Consider the following 17329-nt stretch of genomic DNA (forward strand, 5'->3'; position numbering starts at 1 on the left):
CAAACGCCGTTCCCGGCGACCGCACGGGAACGGCTTACTGGCGGCCGACAATAACGCCCAGCAGAAAGGCCGCGCCCGCCACCAGCCCGACTGCCTGCCAGGGACGCGCGTGGATGTAGTCCTCGGTGCAGTCCAGGGTCTCGCGCATGAGGTCATGGGCGTTGTCGGACGCCTCGCGCAGGCTCTGGCGCGTGGCTTGCAGCTGGTCGTTCAAGCGCGCCTTCAGGGCTTCAAGGTCCGTTGCCGAAGTGTCGCTGAGCGTGGCTTCCAGCTCGTCGATCCAGCTTTCCGGATGCCGCGAGCGCCTGTAGGCGCCACGATTGTCGGGGCCGTTCTCGGGGAAGTCGGAAGGCATGGGGGTATTCGTGGTGGCCATCGAAAGCTCCTGACTGTCGGGCGGAAAAATGCGCCGTTGCGGCCGGCCCGGGCGGCCGCGCGGCGGGGCGAGGCTTACGCCTCGACCATGTCTCGGCATGCCAGCGTGCAGGCGATGCAGGCGCCCGCGCAGATCTGGCAATGCTCGGCGTCGTGCGTGGAACATTGCCGGGCACAGGCATCGCAGACCAGCGCGCACAACGTGCAGAGCGCCTGGGCGAATTCGCCGCCGCGGGCCAGCATGGCCGCGCACAAGCGGCAGACCTCGGCGCAATCGGTGCACAAGGCGATGCTTGCGCGCATCTGCGCCGGATTCTGCCGCAGGCACGCGGCTGCGCATTGATCGCACGCTACCGCGCATTCATAGCAGGCTTGCACACATTGTTCGAAGTTTGGGTCTCGCATTGCATCTCCTTGTGAGCGGCCGCGGCCGCCCGGCCACACAGGCGCGGCTGGCGCGGCGGCACATCCGCTTGCAATTTGAAGGTCTTGACAGTTTTTCCTGCGGGCGAGGGGCCGTAGGATGAAGGTTCGCAACTGGCGGGAGAACACCGTGAAACCTTCGTCCACATCCAAAACCACCTCGCCGGCGCGCGCCGGCAATTCCGCGCAGGACAACGCTAAGATACTGCCGCCGAGCGGTCCCGTCGACGTGCCAAATCTACCGGATAAACCCGATGCCGATACGCCCGACGAGGCCGCGCGCGACAAGCGCGAGGTGGTCGACAACAAGACCGAATCGAATTGGGCCGACGGCTCCGCCCCGCAGCCCCGCGCCAAGAACGCGCGCTCCTCGATTTTCTGATCACGCATCGCCGGCGTCCTGCTCATGAAGAAAGGCGAGGAGGCGCCGCTCGTCGGCGCTGAGCCCGCGGGGCCCTGCTGGGGCGGCCGTGCGCGCGGGCAGCGTGCCGGTCAGGTAGGCCTCCATAATGGCCGGGTGCACGTAGCACGCGCGGCACACGGCGGGCGTATTCGCCAGCCGTTTTGACACGGCTTTGATCACATCCACCGCCTCCTGCTTGGCGCGGCGCTCGTCTTCGAACGGGCGCGCCTGCAGCGCGGCAAAGGCCATCACGGAGCCCGCCCAGGTGCGATAGTGCTTGGCGGTGTATTCGCCGCCGCCGGCGTTACGCAGGTAGGCGTTGACCGCGCCCGAATCGACAGGGCGCTTGTCGCCGTCGGCGTCCAGATACTGAAACAGCTGCTGGCCCGGAATATCCAGGCATTGCTTGATGATGCGCGCCACGCGCCGGTCCGTGACCGTGACGTCGTGGGCCACGCCGCTCTTGCCCTGGAATCTGAACCGGAAACGGCTGCCCGCCACGGTCGTGTGCCGGCGCTTGAGCGTTGTCAGGCCGTACGACTTGTTGGCACGCGCATATTCGCGCCCGCCAACGCGGATCAGAGTGATCTCCAGCAGGCGGACCAGGGTCGCGACCACCTTGTCCTGCGTGAGGCCCGGTATCTTCATGTCGCGCTCGACCTGGCGCCGGATTCGGGGTAACGCGTGCCCGAAGGACAGCAAATTTTTGTATTTGGTGGCGTCGCGTACTGCCGTCCAGTCGGGGTGATACCGATATTGCTTGCGGCCGCGCGCATCGCGCGCCGTGGCCTGAAGATGCCCGTCCGCCAGCGGGCAGATCCATACGTTTTCGTATGCGGGCGGGATGGCCAGGGCGTTGATGCGCTGGATCTGCGCCTCGTCGGTAATGCGCGCGCCTTTCTCGTCCAGATAGTGAAACGTATGGGCATTGACGCGCACGCGGGTGTAGCCGGGCTGCGTATCGTCCACATAGGTCAGCGATGCCTCTTCGACGGGCAACGGATCCGGGTCCTTTTGCGTGCGGGTGCTCATTCAATCTCCGGGTGCGCGCGGTAGCGCCGGGCTACAGCATGCCGCGTTCCCGGCGGCGGCGATCGCGGGCGTGGACGGCTTTGGGCACGCCGCTTGCTGAATGCCTTGTCGGCAATCGCGCCGCCGGAAACGCCCGCCGACCGGCCGCGCTGCCCGCGAGAGAATCTTCAGAGGAGAGTGCAATGCAAACCGTCCTGCAACTACATGTGCCGCCGAAGCCGGATCCGATCCCGCCCGGCTCGCCGCCGGGGGACTTGCCGGTAGACCCGGATACCGATGAGCCGGACGTGGACTTGCCGCCGCTGTCCCCGCCCGTCAAGGAAATCGTGCCGCCGAAAGACGCCTGATCCTTCGCCCCTTCCACAACTCAAATCAATAAATCCAAGGAGTCATTATGTCGACCATCCTGCTGATCATCCTGATCCTGTTGCTCATCGGCGCCGTTCCCGCCTGGCCTCACAGCCGTAGTTGGGGCTACTACCCGAGCGGCCTCTTGGGCATCGTTGTGATCGTGCTCATCGTGCTGCTGTTGATGGGACGCATATAGCGCCATGACACGCTGATGGCCGCCGGACGCCAGCGCGTCTGGCGGGCCGCCAGCAGGGCCCGGGGCGGCCCTGCCGTCCTGGCGCGCGCGTCGCGTCGGGCGTAAGATCTGCGGGTTTCAGCAGCAACCCACCTAGATCCCGCAGCCCCATGAGCATCCCCTTACTCATCCTGATCGACAGCGTTCAGGACTATCTTCCCGTCATCGAATCCCAGGGCTTTCGCCCGGTTCTCGCCACCACCGACCAGACCCGCGCGCAGGCCATTCAGGCGCATGGCGGGCAGATCCGCGCCGTCCTGACGCGTGGCGCCACTGGCCTGCGGGCCGACGAAATGGCCGCGCTGCCGAACCTGAGCATCGTTTGTTCGCTGGGCGTCGGCTATGAAAATATCGATCTCTTGGCGGCGCATGCGCGTGGCATTGTCGTGACGAACGGGCCGGGCGCCAATGCGGTTTCTGTCGCCGATCACGCAATGGCGCTGCTGCTGGGCGCGGCGCGCCGGCTGCCGCAGGCGGACGCCTGGGTCCGGCAGGGCCACTGGAGCGGCTTCATGGGGCCGCAGGTCAGCGGTAAGCGTCTGGGTATTTTGGGCCTGGGCACCATCGGCCTGGAAATCGCCCGCCGGGGCGCGAATGGGTTCGGCATGAGCGTCGGGTATTACAACCGCCGCGCCCGGCCAGAGTCGGGCTACACCTATTTCAACAACCCCCGCGCGCTGGCAGCGGAATCGGACTTTCTGGTGGTGGCCACCCCGGGCGGCGCCGGCACGCATCACCTGGTTGACGCCAGCGTGCTGGAGGCGCTGGGTCCGGATGGGTATCTGATCAATATCGCGCGGGGCAGCGTGGTCGATACCGACGCGCTGATCGCGGCGCTGGCCGAGCGGCGCATCGCGGGCGCGGGCCTGGACGTGGTGGACGGCGAGCCGTTCATACCCGATGCGCTCAAGCAACTGGACAACGTGGTGCTGACGCCGCACAGCGCGGGCCGCTCGCCCGAAGCCGTGGCCGCCACGGTGGCGCTGTTTCTGGAAAACGCCACGGCGCATTTTGCGGGCAAGCCGGTGTTGACGCCGGTTCGCGACGCGCAGCCCGAGGCGGCCTGATACTGCTCCGCTCCGGAATGCACCGAAGCCGCGCCCGGTGAGGGGCGCGGCTTCGTGTGGACGGGCAGGGGATGCGCGTTAGTGCGAGAACATGATGGGCACGGTCATGCTTTTAAGGATGGAAGCGGTGGCGCCGCCCATTGCCCATTCCCGGAACTTGCTGTGGCCGTACGCGCCCATGACGATCAGGTCCGCGCTGTAGTCCGCGGCGGCATTCAGGATGGTGCTGCCCACGCCGACGCCCTTGATGTCGCGGCGCACGTGATCGGGCGCGGCGATGCCATGCGCGACGCAATAGGTGGCCAGGTCTTCGAAGGGGATGGATTCGACATTGCGCGTGGCGGCCCCTTCGTCCATGGTCAGCACGACCACATGCGACGCGCCCTGTAGCAGCGGTGCCGCATCGGCCAGCGCGCGGGCGGCTTCGCGGCTGCCGTCCCAGCACAAGAGGACCCGATCGCCGACCACCGGAAAATCACCGCTGGACGGCAGCACCATGACGGGGCGGCCGGCGGTCAGCAAGGTTTGTTCAACGAATTCGTTTTCGTGCGCGGCTTCGACGTCGTCGCGGTTTTGCTGGCTGACGATGATGAGGTCGCTTGCCCGGCCGTGCAGGGCAACGGTGGCGCTGGGCGAGGATTCGCCGGCCCGGACGACGGCCGGCACGTCGGCGGCCGCTGCCGCTTCCAGAAAGGCGTTTTGTACCGCACCCCGATTCTGTGCCTGCAGGTTCTTCATGATGTTCAGCGTGCGCGACATCATGACGGATTCGCCGTAGTAGTACTGCGGCGGCGCGGAGCTGGCGTAGACCCCCACCAGTTCGGCCTTGTGGCGCTTGGCCAGTCCCAGCGCCAGCGCGGTGCGGCGGGTGCAGTCAAACCCGTGGTCCAGGTGGACGGTAATGCGGCGGTACATGGTGGGCCTCCTTGGTTAAAAGCGTGCCACCGTATGGTTGCCGTTTCGCCCGCGGGCTCCATTGATGTGCGTCAAACCTGTCTGAGTTTGGTCTCGCCGGCGCAATGAGAGGCCGTTATTGCGCCGTTTCGTCGCGCTGCACGCGTTCGCGCAGTTGCCGGATCTGGCGCGCCTGCTGGGCGATGCGGTCCAGCGGGGCGGCGAGCGCCGGTTCGGCGTCGGCGATGACCGCCGGCACGCCGATGCGTCGTGCGTCTGCGGGTGGGGTGGGGCCTTCGGGGTGCAGCACGTGCGCAAGCCTGGCGCCGTAGTCGCGCAGCGCGGCGGCCGCCGCTGACGCCGGAGGCAGCGCTGGCTGGATTTCCAGCACCGTACCCGCCGCCGTGATGCGGCGCATGGCGTTGAGCAGGTTCACGGCGGTGTCCACGTTGCGCTCGCGATGCACCGGATTCTGCTGAAGCCGCTGTAGGGAAGCCTCGGCATTGTCGGCCGACAGGCAGGCAAGCCTGCGCAGGCCGACGATGTCCTGCGAAGACGCGTCGCCGCTCTTTTCCTGCGTGAGGGCCAGCGCGTAGTCCGCGTGCCGCTGCAGCGCGCGGGCCAGGGCGCCCGCAAGCTGCCGCGGTTCCTTCTCGGGCCAGACCAGAAAGCCCACCAGCAGCGCCAGGATGCCGCCCAGCACGCTATTGAAAGCGCGTAGCGCGGCCAGCATGGGCTCGTAGATCTCGGGCTGCTGGATGTGGCTGACCAGCACGAACTGCGAGGTGAGGAAGAAGGTGAAGAGCGCGTAATGGATGGTGCGGGCGGCAAACGTGCCCAGCGCGATCGGCAGCACCGCCAGCGCCACCGACAGCGGCGTGCTGAGCAGAAGTCCCAGCAATGAGGCGCCGATGGCGCCCGCCACGCTGCCGATCACGCGCTCGACGGTGCGTTGCCAGGTCGTCGCGAAATACGGCTGCAGGATGAAGACCAGCGTCAGCGACATCCAGTAGCCGTGGTTGACGGCAAAGGTCTTGGACAGGGCGACGGCAATGGTGGCGCCCACGCCGACGCGAAACGCATGGCGGAAGGCATCGGATTCGAACCGCAGGTTCTGGCGCAACGTTTGCCAGGCCTGGCGCGCGCCGCTTGCGTCGCGGGCGCGTTGGGCGGGCGCGGCGGGCGCGGCGCCCTGGTCGAAAAGGGTGTGGGAGACCGCCTGAGCGGTGTGCAGCAGGCGGTCCAGCACCGGCACCACGGTGGCCAGGTCGGGCGCGTAGGCCATGGCGCCGCCGCGCAGATCGCGCAGCCCGGCGTTGTAGTGGGCCAGGCGCTCGCGCAGGCAATCGGCCTGCTTGGCATCGCTGACATCGGAGGTGCTGGCGATGGCGTTGCAGACGCTGGCGTAGCGGTGCAGGGCGTGCGACAAGTGGGCGCCGGCGCTACGGCCTAGCCAGCGCGGCGCGTTCGATTCCAGCAGGTCGGCGGCCGCGACCAGTGCGATGAAACTGTCCTCGGCGCTGTCCAGCAGGTACATCAATTGATGCGCGCGGGCCCGGCGCGACGGCCGGGCATCGAGCACTTCGCGGATGCGGACGCGGGCGGCTTCCAGCGCGGCGCGCTGGGCGCTGCGCTGGGGCTTGACGACGGCGGTCCAGGCTTGTTGCCCCGCGGCGGGTGCGAGGCCCGAATACATGCGAGCCAGCGCGTCGGAAAAATCGGCCAGCCCCCGGTAGCAGTGCGCGACCGCATGGGTCGCGTCCTTCCAGGGACGGCGGCGCCAGACGAGCGCCGTCATCAGGATGGCCCAGACCGCGCCCGCCAGGAAGAAGAGCGTGTACCAGAGGCTTTCCATCAGCGTCGGCGCGGGCAGCTCGGCGGCCACGACGAAGCCGGCCGACAGCAGGGTTCCCACGATGGCGGCGGCCGGTCCCAGCACGCGGAGCAGCCCGCCGAACGTGCAGCAGACAAACGTAAGAGGCAACAGCAGCCAGAGGTGCGCCGCGCTGGCGCTGGCCAGCAGGCAGAACAAGGCGCCGATCAGGCCCAGCGCCAGCATCGATCCCGCGCGCTTGCGCAAGGGGCCGCCGGGGTCGCCGAAGCAGGCCCAGAACGCCGCGATGGCGGTCCAGCCCAACCGGGGTTCGTGCACCAGCACGGCAAGGATGACGGGGGCCGCGCTGATGGCGGCGGCTTGCAGGGCGTCGAGCCACAGCACATTGCGCAGGGAGGCGCGCCAACGGGTAAGCAGACTAGTCACGCGGAGAGGGAAATACAGCGGAAATGGAACGTGGGCCGGGCCCGAAGACGGCAACCCTACCATGTCGACAAGACACCGTCAGGCGCGTGTTGCAGGGGGGCCCGCAAGCCGCGTGAAACATGAATTTCCGCACCTTAACACCTCTGGTTACATGTGTGTGACTTTATGGCGGAGTGAGCGCAGAATGCCCGAATATCGTGTCCCGATCTGCGCCCGGACAGCGCAGGCATCACGTCGGAGCGCATCTGGAGCAAGCCATGATCAACACTGAGCCTTGCCAAAATTCCGTGGTCAGCGATGCGGAAATTACCGCCATGATCACCAGCCGGGAAGGGCTGCGCGTGCTCCTGCAGCCGCAAGTGGACCTGCTGACGGGCAGGATCGTATCGGCCGAAGCATTGGTCCGATGGCAGCATCCGCAACTGGGCATCGTGATGCCGTCGGACTTCATCCCGGCCGTGAACCGGCTAGGGCTGGACTGCGTGCTGTTCGAGCGCGTCTGCGTGCGGGTCATCGATGCGCTCCAGACACTGCGCCGCCTGGGGTTGGCGGTGCCGCTGGCGATCAATGCGCCGGCCACCACGCTTTCCGAGGCGCGCTGCATCGATTTCCTGCTGGATCGCGTGCGGTCCGCTGAATTGCCACCCTCGCTGGTGCGCGTGGAATTGACCGAAGACCAACCCATCCATGATCTGGACGTGCTGCGCGCGTCGCTGCTTCGGCTGGAAGAGGCGGGTTGCGAAGTCAGCCTGGACGATTTCGGCACCGGCCATGCGTCGCTCAAGCTGCTGTCGGCGCTTCCGCTGTCGGAGGTGAAGATCGATCAGTATTTCGTGACTCGGATGCGCCGCAGCGCCGTGGCTTTTGAGGTGCTGCGCACCGCCGCGGAGCTGGCTACCCGGCTGGGCTGGCGCGTGGTTGCCGAAGGGGTGGAAAACGTGGCCGACATTCCCGCGCTGCGTGCGGCCGGATGCCGCTACGGGCAGGGCTTTTCGCTGGGCCGGCCCATGCCGCTGGACGAACTGATCTTGCGCCTGCGCACGCAACGCGACGGCGGCGAGCCGCTGGCCGCGCCCGCCGCTTATGCGTCGTCGTGGCTGGATGCTTTCGATGGTCCCAGCCAGGAAAGTGAGTCCACACGGCCCGTTGTCATGCGCACGGTGGCGTAGTCGCCGCCTGCCGTCGTTCTGCGCGAGCGTAGTTTTTACCGACCGGCGCGGGAATTGCCCAGCCCGGGCCCCGTCCCCTGAAAATGCTTGCCCTGGACCCGCCCGCCGCGCCTGCGCTGGGCACGCCGGTTGCTCTGGTATCTGGGCGGAATATCTCCGCTTACTAGGAGACTTGTAATGGCCAACCAGAACCAACCCGACCAGCAGAAGCAACAGCAAAAGCAACAGTCCCAGGAAAATCCGCGGGACCGCAATCAGTCGCCGGGTCAACAGCCCGGACAATCGGGTCAGCAAATGGAGAAAGACCGGAATCAACAAGGTCAGACTTCAGGCCAGCAGAACAGGACCCAGCGCTAAACGCGTTGGCTACGCCTGCCGCGTCACCAGCGCGCGGTTGTCTGCGTAGCGCCTGACGGCCCCGGCCGCGCCTCCTCCGTGGCGTATCCGGGGCCGAATTGCGTTTGAAGGGCCGTCGCGCGCTCACGCAGACAGGCACAACGCCGCCGGGCCATCGCGCAGCACTTCCGATACCGGCAGCAGGCCATCGGCGCCCGCGCGCACCCGGCGCCCGGTTAGCGCGTCGTGCCAGGACAACGCCGTCCTTGCCGCAGGCAGCCGCAGTGCCGTATCGCCCCAGAACGCCCGCGCCGCGCCCGGATCCCCGTTTACATAGCCGGTCAGCTGCAATGCGCAGGTGCGCGTCCCGACGATAAGGGCCGTCTGACCCTCATGTTGGCGCATGTAGGCCAGCACGTGGTCCGCCTGGCTGCCTTCGGCTTGCAGGGCGTGCAAGGTGCCTGCCGCAAACGGCGCGGGGGTACGCTGGCGGGCAAGGAGCAGGCGGTGAATCAGGGCCTGCTTGACCGCGCCCATGCGCCAAGCCGATTCCGACAGGTCCATTGCCACGTCGCGCGACCCTTCGGCCAGCAGCCGGGCGCGCAGGCCGTAGTCGACCGGCCTGCGATTGTCCGGGTCGACGAGGCTGAAATCCCAGAGTTCCGTACCCTGATAGAGGTCCGGCACGCCCGGCAACGTGCAGCGCAGCAGCGTCTGGGTAAAGCTGTTCACCATGCCGGCGGGTGCGATTTCCAGCGCAAAGGCCGCAATGCTGGCCAGCACGGCGCGGCCGTCAGCGTCGTGGCCCAGCCAGGTCAGGCACGCCTTTGCGGCCGCTTCGTACGCCGGGTCCTGGTCGGTCCAGCTGGTGTGCAGCTTGGCTTCGCGCAGCGCCTTTTCCTGCCATTGGGCGACACGGTCCAGCCAGGGTTGCAGGCGGTCGGCCGGCCAATCGGATGGGTCGGCGCGCCAGTCGCAGGGCCAGGCGCCGACCAGGGTCTGGATGAGCATGTAGCGGTCCGCACGCGTCATGCCGGCAGGCATGGCGTCGATCCAGCCACGCGCCGCTTCCAGCCAGCGCTGCGGCATCTCCGTCAGGACGGCCAGACGGGCCCGCGTGTCTTCGCCGCGCTTGTGATCATGCGTGGCGGTGGCCAGCATGGCGCGGGGATGCGTGCGGGCTCGGGCGGCACAGGCCTGAAAGAACTCGTCGCCGGACAGGCAGAAGCGCGCGGGCGACGCGCCGACCTCGTTGCGAGACAGCAGCGGCCCGTAACGGTAGAAAAGGGTGTCCTCCAGCGCCTTCGCGGCCAGGGGCGGCGTCAGTTGCTGAAAGCGTCGTAGTGCAGTGGCGTGCTCCGGCTGGCCATTGAACCATTCGGCGATCTGCGCCAGCAGCGTGGCGTCCGCCGAACCTTCACGAGCCGCCAGTGCCAACGCGGCGCCCTGGACGGCCGTGTTGCGCCGATGCGCGTCCGCCGGGTTGCTGCCCTCGTCCTCGGCGTAAGTGCGGTAGACGGGGAAGGCCGCCAGCAGGGCGCTCAGCGCGCGGTCGATCGCTGTTGCGGTCCAGTCGCGCGTGCGCACGTCCTGGCTGGCGATCTGTTCAAGGCAGCCGACCAGCGCCTGCCGTTCGGCGGGGAAGTGCCGCACCAGCATGCGCACGCGCGCCGCGCGCAGCTGCTCGGCAGCGTCGCGGTCGTCGCCTGTCAATTCTTGCCAGAATGTGCGCAGCGGCGCTTCGCCCTGCGGGTCATGCAGCACGGCGCTCACCTGGTCCATGAAGTCGTAGCCCGTGGTGCCGTCCGTCTGCCAGCGAGGATCCAGCGCCTCGTCATGCGCCAGGATCTTCTCCACGACCAGATACGGTTGATCCTGGCGCAGCGCAGCGGGCCGGCTGGCGTTGGCTTGAGCCAGACGCGCCGACAGCCGCCGCAAGTAGCCGCCGGGCGACGCCAGCCCGTCGATGTGGTCGATGCGCAGGCCGTCCAGCACGCCTTGCGCGTACAGGCGCAGGACAAGCGCGTGGACGGCGTCAAAGACCGCCTCGTCCTCGACACGCACGCCGACCAGTTCGCTGATTTCGAAGAAGCGCCGCCAGTTGATCTGGTCGGGCGCGGTGCGCCACCACGCAAGGCGGTAGTGCTGGCGTTCCAGGAGTTCATGCAGACGCTGGCGGCCGGGCGCCTCGGCGGGGTCGTGTTCGCGCAGCCACGCTTCGCGTGCAGCGCCGCGCGGCACGGACGACGGGGTCAGCGGATAGCGCTGGCCATGCACGTCCAGCTCGGGGGCGGCGGCATCCGGGTCCCATTGCGGCGTGATCGCGCCGCGTTCCAGGGACGCGCCGTACGGGTCGCCCAGCACGGGCAGCAGGACCTTGTTGCGCAGCGCCGGCGCGGGACGATTCCAGTCGATATCGAAGTAGGCGGACCACGCGCTTGCCGCGCCGTTGGCGAGCACGTCGCGCCACCACGCGTTGGTGGGATGGGCCGCCATGTGGTTGGGCACGATATCCGCGATGAGGCCCAGGCCGCGTGCCCTCGCGGCGCTGGCCAGCCGGAGCAGGGCGGGTTCGCCGCCCAGTTCCGGGCTGACTACGGCGTGGTCGATGACATCGTAGCCGTGCGTGGAGCCCGCTCGCGCGCGGGTGATGGGCGACAGATACAGATGGCTGACCCCCAGGTCCGCGTAGTAATCCACCTGGGCGCACGCGTCGTCGAGCGTGAAGCCTGCGTGCAGTTGCAGCCGGGCGGTGGCTTGCGGTGTGCTCAAGATTGTCTCCTTCCGGCGCGCGCGGCATCCAGGCGGGCCTGCGTGTCGGGATCGGCAAAGGTCGCGCGGATGCTTAGCGGCAACCTTTGGCACCAATTGGGGTGGGTGTCGATGGTGCCGGGCAGGTTTGGCTGGTCCAGCACGCCGGCAACGTCTTCCATCGGAATCAACATCAGGGGACACGGGCTGGAGGACACGAACTGCAGAAGCGCGGGCACCGGCGCTTCGGCGGGCGGCGTTGCCAGGCTTGGGTCCAGCGCCCGCGAGAGCAGTTCGCGGTCCAACGCCCGTCCGGCGCGAAGACTTTCCTCGCTGTCGTCGGCGCCGAGCAGACCCAGTTTCACGCGCCAGTCGATGTCGCGCTCGTCCCACCAGCCGCGTAGGGTGGGCAAGTCGTGCGTCGTCGTCATGGCGACGGCGTTGCGCGGCCACTCGGCGGGCGCAGTGAAACCGGCCGGGGCGTCGGGACCCGGCTGGGCGTCCGGCGCCTGACGCATGAACCAGAGCACGTTCATGCCGAGCACGCCGTTGTCCTTGAGCCGGTCATCAAAGCCCTCCGGCACGGTGCCCAGGTTTTCGCCGATGGCGCAGGCGCGGTGGCGCCAGGCCTCCAGCGAGATCAGCGCAAGCATGTCGTCCAGCGGATAGCGCAGGTAGGCGCCATCGGCGGGCGACGCGCCCTCGGGCACAAGCCACAGACGCGCCATCCCGAGGATGTGGTCAATGCGCACGCCGCCGGTATGCGCCAGCACGGCGCGCAGCATGTCGATGAAGGCGGCGTAGCCCTGGGTGTGCAGCGCGCGCGGCGACAAGGCGGTCAGGCCCCAGTACTGTCCGAGGGGGTTGTAGATGTCGGGCGGCGCGCCCACGGACATGCCGCGCATGAGGTCGGCCTGGCGGCTCCAGGCGTGGCTGCCGTCCGGACTGGCGCCCACGGCCAGATCGGCGAGCAGGCCGAGCCGCATGCCGGCCTCGCGGCCCGCGGCGTGCGCCGCCACCAGGCTCTCTGCCGCCAGCCACTGCGCGAATTGGTGAAAGTCCACGTCCAGCGCATGGTCCTCGGCAAAGCGTTGCACCTGCGACGAGGCGGGATCGCGCAGGGCGGCAGGCCAGCGCTGCCACGCGGGGATCGACCCGCCGGGCGCGCGTTGCGCCGCATGCAGCGCTTCAAAGATCGCGTGGTCGCGCAGGGCCTGGCCGCGCTCGGTGCAAAATTTCGCATAGCGCGCCCGCTCACTGACGCCGCCATGGACGGCAAATTCGGCATGCAGGGACCGCAGCCCTTGCAAGCGGATCGCCGCAGCGGCCGGCCAGTCGATGCGCGCCAATTCGTCCAGCGCGGTCAACGCCGCGGGGGCGACGCCGGCCAGCGCGCGCTGCAGCGCATCCTGGCCCAGCACGGGGGCGGGATCGGCGTACAGCACGTTCAGGAACAGGCGGTTGGACGGCGAATACGGGCTGGATCGCTCGGGTTGCGCGGCGTACATCGCGTGAACCGGGCTGATGGCAAGCATGTCCGCGCCTTGCTCGGCAGCGGCCACCGCCAGTTCGCGCAGCGCGCCAAAATCGCCGAAACCGTGCGTGCGCGGCGTGTCGGCGCGCGCGTCCTGGCGCAGGCTGTAGACCTGTGCGGCCAGACCCCAACAGCGCGGGCTGGCCGCGCCGGTCAGATCGGCCAGGCTCGGGGCCTCCCGCGGCGCCACTGCCAGCGTGGCCTGCGCCGACGTCAACAGCAGCCGGTGGTAGCCGGGCTCGTCGGGTGCGACCAGGAAGGGGATACCGTCCGCGCCCGCCTGAATATGGCCGTTCAGGATGTGGCCGGATTCGCACAGGATGCGATAGGGGCCGCGCGCAGTCTTGGGCAGCGGCGTGCGGGCGTTGCACCGCGTCACCAGCATGGGCGGCAGCGCGTCCGCCGCCTGTTCCGCCAAGCGCTGGCGGCTGTCGGCGATGTCCCGGGACGTCTCTGCCGGCAGGTCCATCGCAGCCAGCAGCGCGCGCAAGGTTTCCGGCGCGACGCGCTGCGGGCGCTGGCGCGCATCGGTCCAATGCTCCGCGATGCCGGCCTCGGCGGCCAGCGCGGACAGGCCATCCGGCTCGGCACTGGTGCGCTTCATGCCGCGTCCTCCAGCAGCCAGACGGTGCTGTCCGGGCACAGTTCGCCTTGCGCGAGCCGGTCCCGACCGCCCGCGGGCGATTCGAACAGCAGGGTCGCGAACACGTCCGGACCGGGCATGAGCGAATCGGGCACGGTCTGAGGATTGGGGCCCAGGTTCGCGTAGACCGTCAGGCGGGCGCCATCGGCCAATTCCCAGCGCGCAAACACGCTACGGTCGCCCACCGCCGCGGCGCCCAGGCTGACCGCGCCCGCCAGCCGCGGCGCGATCATGCGCGCGCGCAATTGCAGGAGCGCCGTATAGTCGCGCATCCACTGCCCCGCATCTGGCTCGTCCTGCCAGGGATAGCTGGCGTGGTAGGTGGACTCGTCGTTCGGATCGGGCAACTGCGCGGTAGGAGTATCGCCGGCGAATTCGGGAAAGGCCGAAAATTCGCGTTGCCGGCCGTCGCGCACCGCCTGCGCCAGCTCGGGATCGGTGTGGCTCGTGAAATACAGGAACGGCGCGCGCGATCCGCGTTCCTCGCCCATGAAGATCAACGGGATCTGCGGCGCCAGCAATTGCAGTGCGACGGCCGCACGCAGACGCTGGGGGTTGTCCACCAGCTCGGTCAGGCGTTCGCCGCGCGCGCGGTTGCCGGTCTGGTCATGGTTCTGCAGGAACAGAACGAAGGCCGTGGGAGGCAGGTCGGCGCTGCGCTCGCCACGCGGCTGGTTGCCCCGGTAGGCGGAGGGTTGGCCTTGATACACCCAGCCTTCGGCCAGGCAGCGCGCCAGCGCCTGCGCGGGCGCTTCGGCGTAGTCGGAATAGTAACCGCGCGATTCGCCGGTCAGCAGATGGTGCAGCACATGGTGCGCATCGTCGTTCCATTGCGCCTCGAAATCGCCGCGCAGCAGACTGGCGCGGTTGTCGTCGTTTTCGACGACGAGATGCACGTGGCGCTCGGCCGAGACGTTGTCGCGCACGAAGCCGGCCAGCTCGTGCAGCCACTCGTGTCCGGCGATGGCATGGACAGCGTCCAGGCGCAGGCCGTCAAAGCGGTATTCGGTCAGCCAGTACAGCGCGTTTTCCTTGAAGAAGGCGCTGACGGCCTCCTGCCGGAAGTCGATGGCGGCCCCCCACGGCGTGTCGATATCGGTGCGAAAGAAGGGCGCGGCATAGGCCGACAGGTAATTGCCGTCCGGGCCGAAGTGGTTGTAGACCACGTCCAGCATCACGCCCATGCCCAATCCATGCGCGGTGTCGATCAGGTTCTTCAGATCGTCGGGCGAACCGTACGCGGTGTCGGGCGCATAGGCCAGCACGCCGTCATAGCCCCAGTTCCGCTCTCCCGGAAAATCGGCGATGGGCATGAGCTCCAGCATGGTGATGCCCATGTCGGCCAATTCGGGCAACCGCGCGATCAGGCCCGCGTAGCCGCCGGCCAGTCCCGCGTGGACTTCGTAGATGACGGTGTCTTCCCACGGGCGGCCGGTCCATTGCGGGTGGCGCCAGCGGTACGCGCCGGGCGCCACGACAATGCTGTCGCCATGCACGTCGCCGTCCTGCAGACGCGAGGCGGGATCGGGCATGACGGTGCCGTCGTCCAGCCGATAGTGGTAGCGGGCGCCCGCCGGGCAGTCCACGTCGGCTTGCGCAAAGCCGTCCGGGCCGGGCCGCATCGGAATCGGGGGATGGCCCTCGACCTCCAGCACGAGACCCGGCGGGGCGCTCGGCGCCCACAGCCGAAAGCGGGTGACGCCGCTTTCCAGCGGCAAGGCGCCGAATGAGTACGGATGCGTCATGTCGCCTCTCCAGATTCCGCTCGCTGTCCCATCAAGACAAGACTATGAGGCGCAACCGTCACCGTTGGCTCGTCCCATGGCGCGGGCGCGGCTGGCTTGTCCGAGTCCAGTTCCAAAGACCAGGCGAAGCCGGCTTCGGGCAGCGTGAAGGTCACGGCTTCGTGCGTGGGGTTCATCAGCAACAGCGTCACGTCGGCGCCGCCCTCGGGGCGCAGCGCGGCACGGCGCAAGCCCATGACGCGCTCCTGTTCGGCGTCCCACGCCGGGCCCTCAAGCGGCGCGCCCGATGCGTCGAACCAGGAAATGGCCGGGACGCCCGGCAGGACCTCCTGGCCCGCATCGCCATAGCGGGCGCTGCGCACGCTGGGATGCGCGCGGCGCAGGGCCGTCAAACGGCCAACATAGCGGCTGAGCGCCCGGCCGGCATCGCTTTGGGCCTGCGTCCAGTCCAGCCAGGAAATGGCGTTGTCCTGGCAGTAGGCGTTGTTGTTGCCTTCCTGGCTGTTGCCGAATTCATCTCCCGCCAGCAGCATCGGCGTGCCGTCGGACAGCATGGCCGATCCCAGCAGCGCACGTTGGACGCGGCCGCGCGTCTCCAGGATTTGCGGATCCTCGGTCGGCCCTTCGGCGCCCCAGTTGTGGCTGAAGTTCTCGGAATGGCCGTCGTTGCCGTCCTCGCCATTGGCCTCGTTGTGACGGCCGTCGTAGCTGACGATGTCGGCCAGCGTGAAGCCGTCGTGCGAGGCCACGTAGTTGACGCTGGACCAGGGGCGGCGATGGCGGCGGTCGAAGATGTCGCGCGACCCGCACAGCCGCGCCGCCATCTCGCCGCGCATGCCTTCATCCCCGCGCCAGAAGCGGCGCGTGGTGTCGCGGAACTTGTCGTTCCATTCCGCGAACCCGGGCGGGTGGTTGCCCAGCTGGTAGCCGTCCGGGCCGATGTCCCACGGTTCGGAGATGAGCTTGAGCCTGGACAGCACCGGATCCTGCAGGATCACGTCGAAGAATCCCGAGCCGGGGTCGTAGCCGTTGCCCTCGCGGCCCAGCGTCACGCCCAGGTCGAAGCGAAAGCCGTCCACCCCGTAAGAGGTGGCCCAGTACCGCAGCGAGTCGGTCACCATCTGCAGCACCCGCGGATGCGACATGTTGACCGTGTTGCCGCAGCCCGTGTCGTTGATGTAGTAGCGCTCTTGCCCCGGCATGAGGCGGTAGTAGCTGGCGTTGTCCAGGCCGCGCCAGGAGAGCGTCGGGCCCATTTCGTTGCCTTCGCAGGTGTGGTTGTAGACCACGTCCAGGATCACCTCGATGCCCGCCGCGTGCAGACGGCGGATCGCCAGCCGCAGTTCGTTGGGGTGCTGCATCAGGTACGCCGGTTCCGGCGCGAAGTAGGACAGGGTGCTGTAGCCCCAGTAGTTGCGCAGCCCGCGCTCGGTCAGGAAGTGGTCCTGCAGGAAGGCATACACCGGCAAGAGTTCCACCGCCGTCACGCCCAGACGCTGCAGATGCTCGATGAAATGCGGATCGGCCAGGGCCGCGCAGGTGCCCCGCAGCGGCTGGCGCAGGTCCTCGCGCTGCATCGACACGCCGCGCAAGTGAACTTCGTAGATCGTCGTGTCGTTCCAGGGCGTGTCCGGGGCCTTGCTGTTGCCCCAGTTGAACGGCACCTCATCGGCCACGATGGCCTTGGGCATGGCGGGGGCGCTGTCGCGGCGGTCGAAGCTCAGGTCCTGCCGCGAGTGATTCATGCGGTAGCCAAAGAGCGCATTGCTCCAGTGCAGCGGGCCGCTCAGCTGGCGCGCATAAGGGTCCAGCAGAAGCTTGTTCGGGTTGAAGCGGTGCCCATTTTGCGGATCGTACGGGCCGTGGGCGCGGTAGCCGTACAGCAGGCCGGGCTGGGCATCCGGCAGATAGCCGTGCCAGATTTCGTCCGTGCACTCCGGCAGGTCGAAGCGGCGCAATTCCTTGCGCCCCTTCGGATCGAAGATGCACAGCTCGATACGGGTGGCGTGCGCGGAGAACACCGCGAAATTCACGCCCAGGCCATCGCTGGTGGCGCCCAGCGGGTGGGGCTGGCCGCCGGTGATTCGGGTCAGTTGGGACGGATCCATGGA

The 17329-nt window shown here is 68.2% G+C and carries 15 protein-coding genes; 6 read left to right on the forward strand and 9 right to left on the reverse strand.

Annotated elements, in window-relative coordinates; all coding sequences use genetic code 11:
- Positions 1–34 precede the first annotated feature (34 nt).
- On the reverse strand, positions 35–376 hold the full coding sequence (locus V6V88_RS13420) for a DUF883 family protein (RefSeq protein ID WP_056317694.1): 342 nt from the start codon (positions 374–376) through the stop codon (positions 35–37).
- A gap of 74 nt (positions 377–450) precedes the next feature.
- Positions 451–780, reverse strand: coding sequence for a four-helix bundle copper-binding protein (locus V6V88_RS13425; protein ID WP_056317697.1), 330 nt, complete (start codon positions 778–780; stop codon positions 451–453).
- Positions 781–898: 118 nt separating this feature from the next.
- Between V6V88_RS13425 and V6V88_RS13430 the strand changes: the two genes are divergently transcribed.
- Positions 899–1180 (forward strand): hypothetical protein, encoded by a 282-nt coding sequence (locus V6V88_RS13430; RefSeq protein WP_338619483.1) that lies wholly within the window; start codon positions 899–901, stop codon positions 1178–1180.
- Here V6V88_RS13430 and V6V88_RS13435 read toward each other — a convergent pair whose 3' ends face one another.
- Positions 1181–2233 (reverse strand): DNA topoisomerase IB, encoded by a 1053-nt coding sequence (locus tag V6V88_RS13435; RefSeq protein ID WP_338619484.1) that lies wholly within the window; start codon positions 2231–2233, stop codon positions 1181–1183.
- Positions 2234–2415: 182 nt separating this feature from the next.
- On the opposite strand from V6V88_RS13435, the gene V6V88_RS13440 reads away from it, so the two are divergent.
- The 3 genes from V6V88_RS13440 to V6V88_RS13450 all read left to right on the forward strand — a co-directional run bounded on the left by V6V88_RS13440 (position 2416) and on the right by V6V88_RS13450 (position 3886).
- Entirely contained in the window at positions 2416–2580 is a 165-nt protein-coding gene (locus tag V6V88_RS13440) for a hypothetical protein (RefSeq protein WP_167427925.1), read from the forward strand.
- A 47-nt stretch (positions 2581–2627) separates the two neighbouring features.
- On the forward strand, positions 2628–2780 hold the full coding sequence (locus tag V6V88_RS13445; protein WP_076520934.1) for a DUF3309 family protein: 153 nt from the start codon (positions 2628–2630) through the stop codon (positions 2778–2780).
- A gap of 149 nt (positions 2781–2929) precedes the next feature.
- Positions 2930–3886, forward strand: coding sequence for a 2-hydroxyacid dehydrogenase (locus V6V88_RS13450; RefSeq protein ID WP_223575553.1), 957 nt, complete (start codon positions 2930–2932; stop codon positions 3884–3886).
- Between the two features lie 78 nt (positions 3887–3964).
- Here the strand turns inward: V6V88_RS13450 and V6V88_RS13455 are convergent, their stop codons facing one another.
- The gene (locus V6V88_RS13455; RefSeq protein ID WP_271264952.1) at positions 3965–4801 is read right to left on the reverse strand and encodes a universal stress protein; all 837 of its coding nucleotides are present in this window, start codon (positions 4799–4801) and stop codon (positions 3965–3967) included.
- A 115-nt stretch (positions 4802–4916) separates the two neighbouring features.
- Complete coding sequence (locus V6V88_RS13460) at positions 4917–7040, reverse strand: FUSC family protein (RefSeq protein WP_338619485.1); 2124 nt, start codon at positions 7038–7040, stop codon at positions 4917–4919.
- A 257-nt stretch (positions 7041–7297) separates the two neighbouring features.
- On the opposite strand from V6V88_RS13460, the gene V6V88_RS13465 reads away from it, so the two are divergent.
- Both V6V88_RS13465 and V6V88_RS13470 read left to right on the forward strand, forming a co-directional pair.
- Positions 7298–8209, forward strand: coding sequence for an EAL domain-containing protein (locus tag V6V88_RS13465; protein WP_338619486.1), 912 nt, complete (start codon positions 7298–7300; stop codon positions 8207–8209).
- 177 nt (positions 8210–8386) lie between these two features.
- The gene (locus V6V88_RS13470) at positions 8387–8566 is read left to right on the forward strand and encodes a hypothetical protein (protein WP_338619488.1); all 180 of its coding nucleotides are present in this window, start codon (positions 8387–8389) and stop codon (positions 8564–8566) included.
- Between the two features lie 123 nt (positions 8567–8689).
- Here V6V88_RS13470 and treY read toward each other — a convergent pair whose 3' ends face one another.
- Genes treY through glgX form a run of 4 tightly spaced genes read right to left on the reverse strand, consistent with a single transcriptional unit; the run spans position 8690 to position 17326 of the window.
- Positions 8690–11317: a malto-oligosyltrehalose synthase gene (treY, locus tag V6V88_RS13475; RefSeq protein ID WP_338619489.1), complete on the reverse strand. Its 2628-nt coding sequence runs from the start codon at positions 11315–11317 to the stop codon at positions 8690–8692.
- A complete protein-coding gene (gene malQ / locus V6V88_RS13480; protein WP_338619491.1) occupies positions 11314–13434 on the reverse strand; it encodes a 4-alpha-glucanotransferase in 2121 nt (706 codons plus the stop codon). The genes treY and malQ overlap by 4 nt, the downstream gene beginning before the upstream one ends.
- Positions 13431–15218 (reverse strand): malto-oligosyltrehalose trehalohydrolase, encoded by a 1788-nt coding sequence (gene treZ, locus V6V88_RS13485; RefSeq protein WP_338619492.1) that lies wholly within the window; start codon positions 15216–15218, stop codon positions 13431–13433. Before treZ ends, malQ begins: the two co-directional genes overlap by 4 nt.
- Positions 15215–17326 carry a glycogen debranching protein GlgX gene (glgX, locus tag V6V88_RS13490; RefSeq protein ID WP_338619494.1) on the reverse strand — a complete coding sequence of 704 codons (2112 nt, stop codon included), beginning with the start codon at positions 17324–17326 and terminating at the stop codon, positions 15215–15217. Before glgX ends, treZ begins: the two co-directional genes overlap by 4 nt.
- Positions 17327–17329: the final 3 nt, after the last annotated feature.

This window comes from Achromobacter sp. E1 (assembly GCF_037039475.1).
Taxonomy (GTDB): Bacteria; Pseudomonadota; Gammaproteobacteria; order Burkholderiales; family Burkholderiaceae_B; genus Achromobacter; species Achromobacter mucicolens.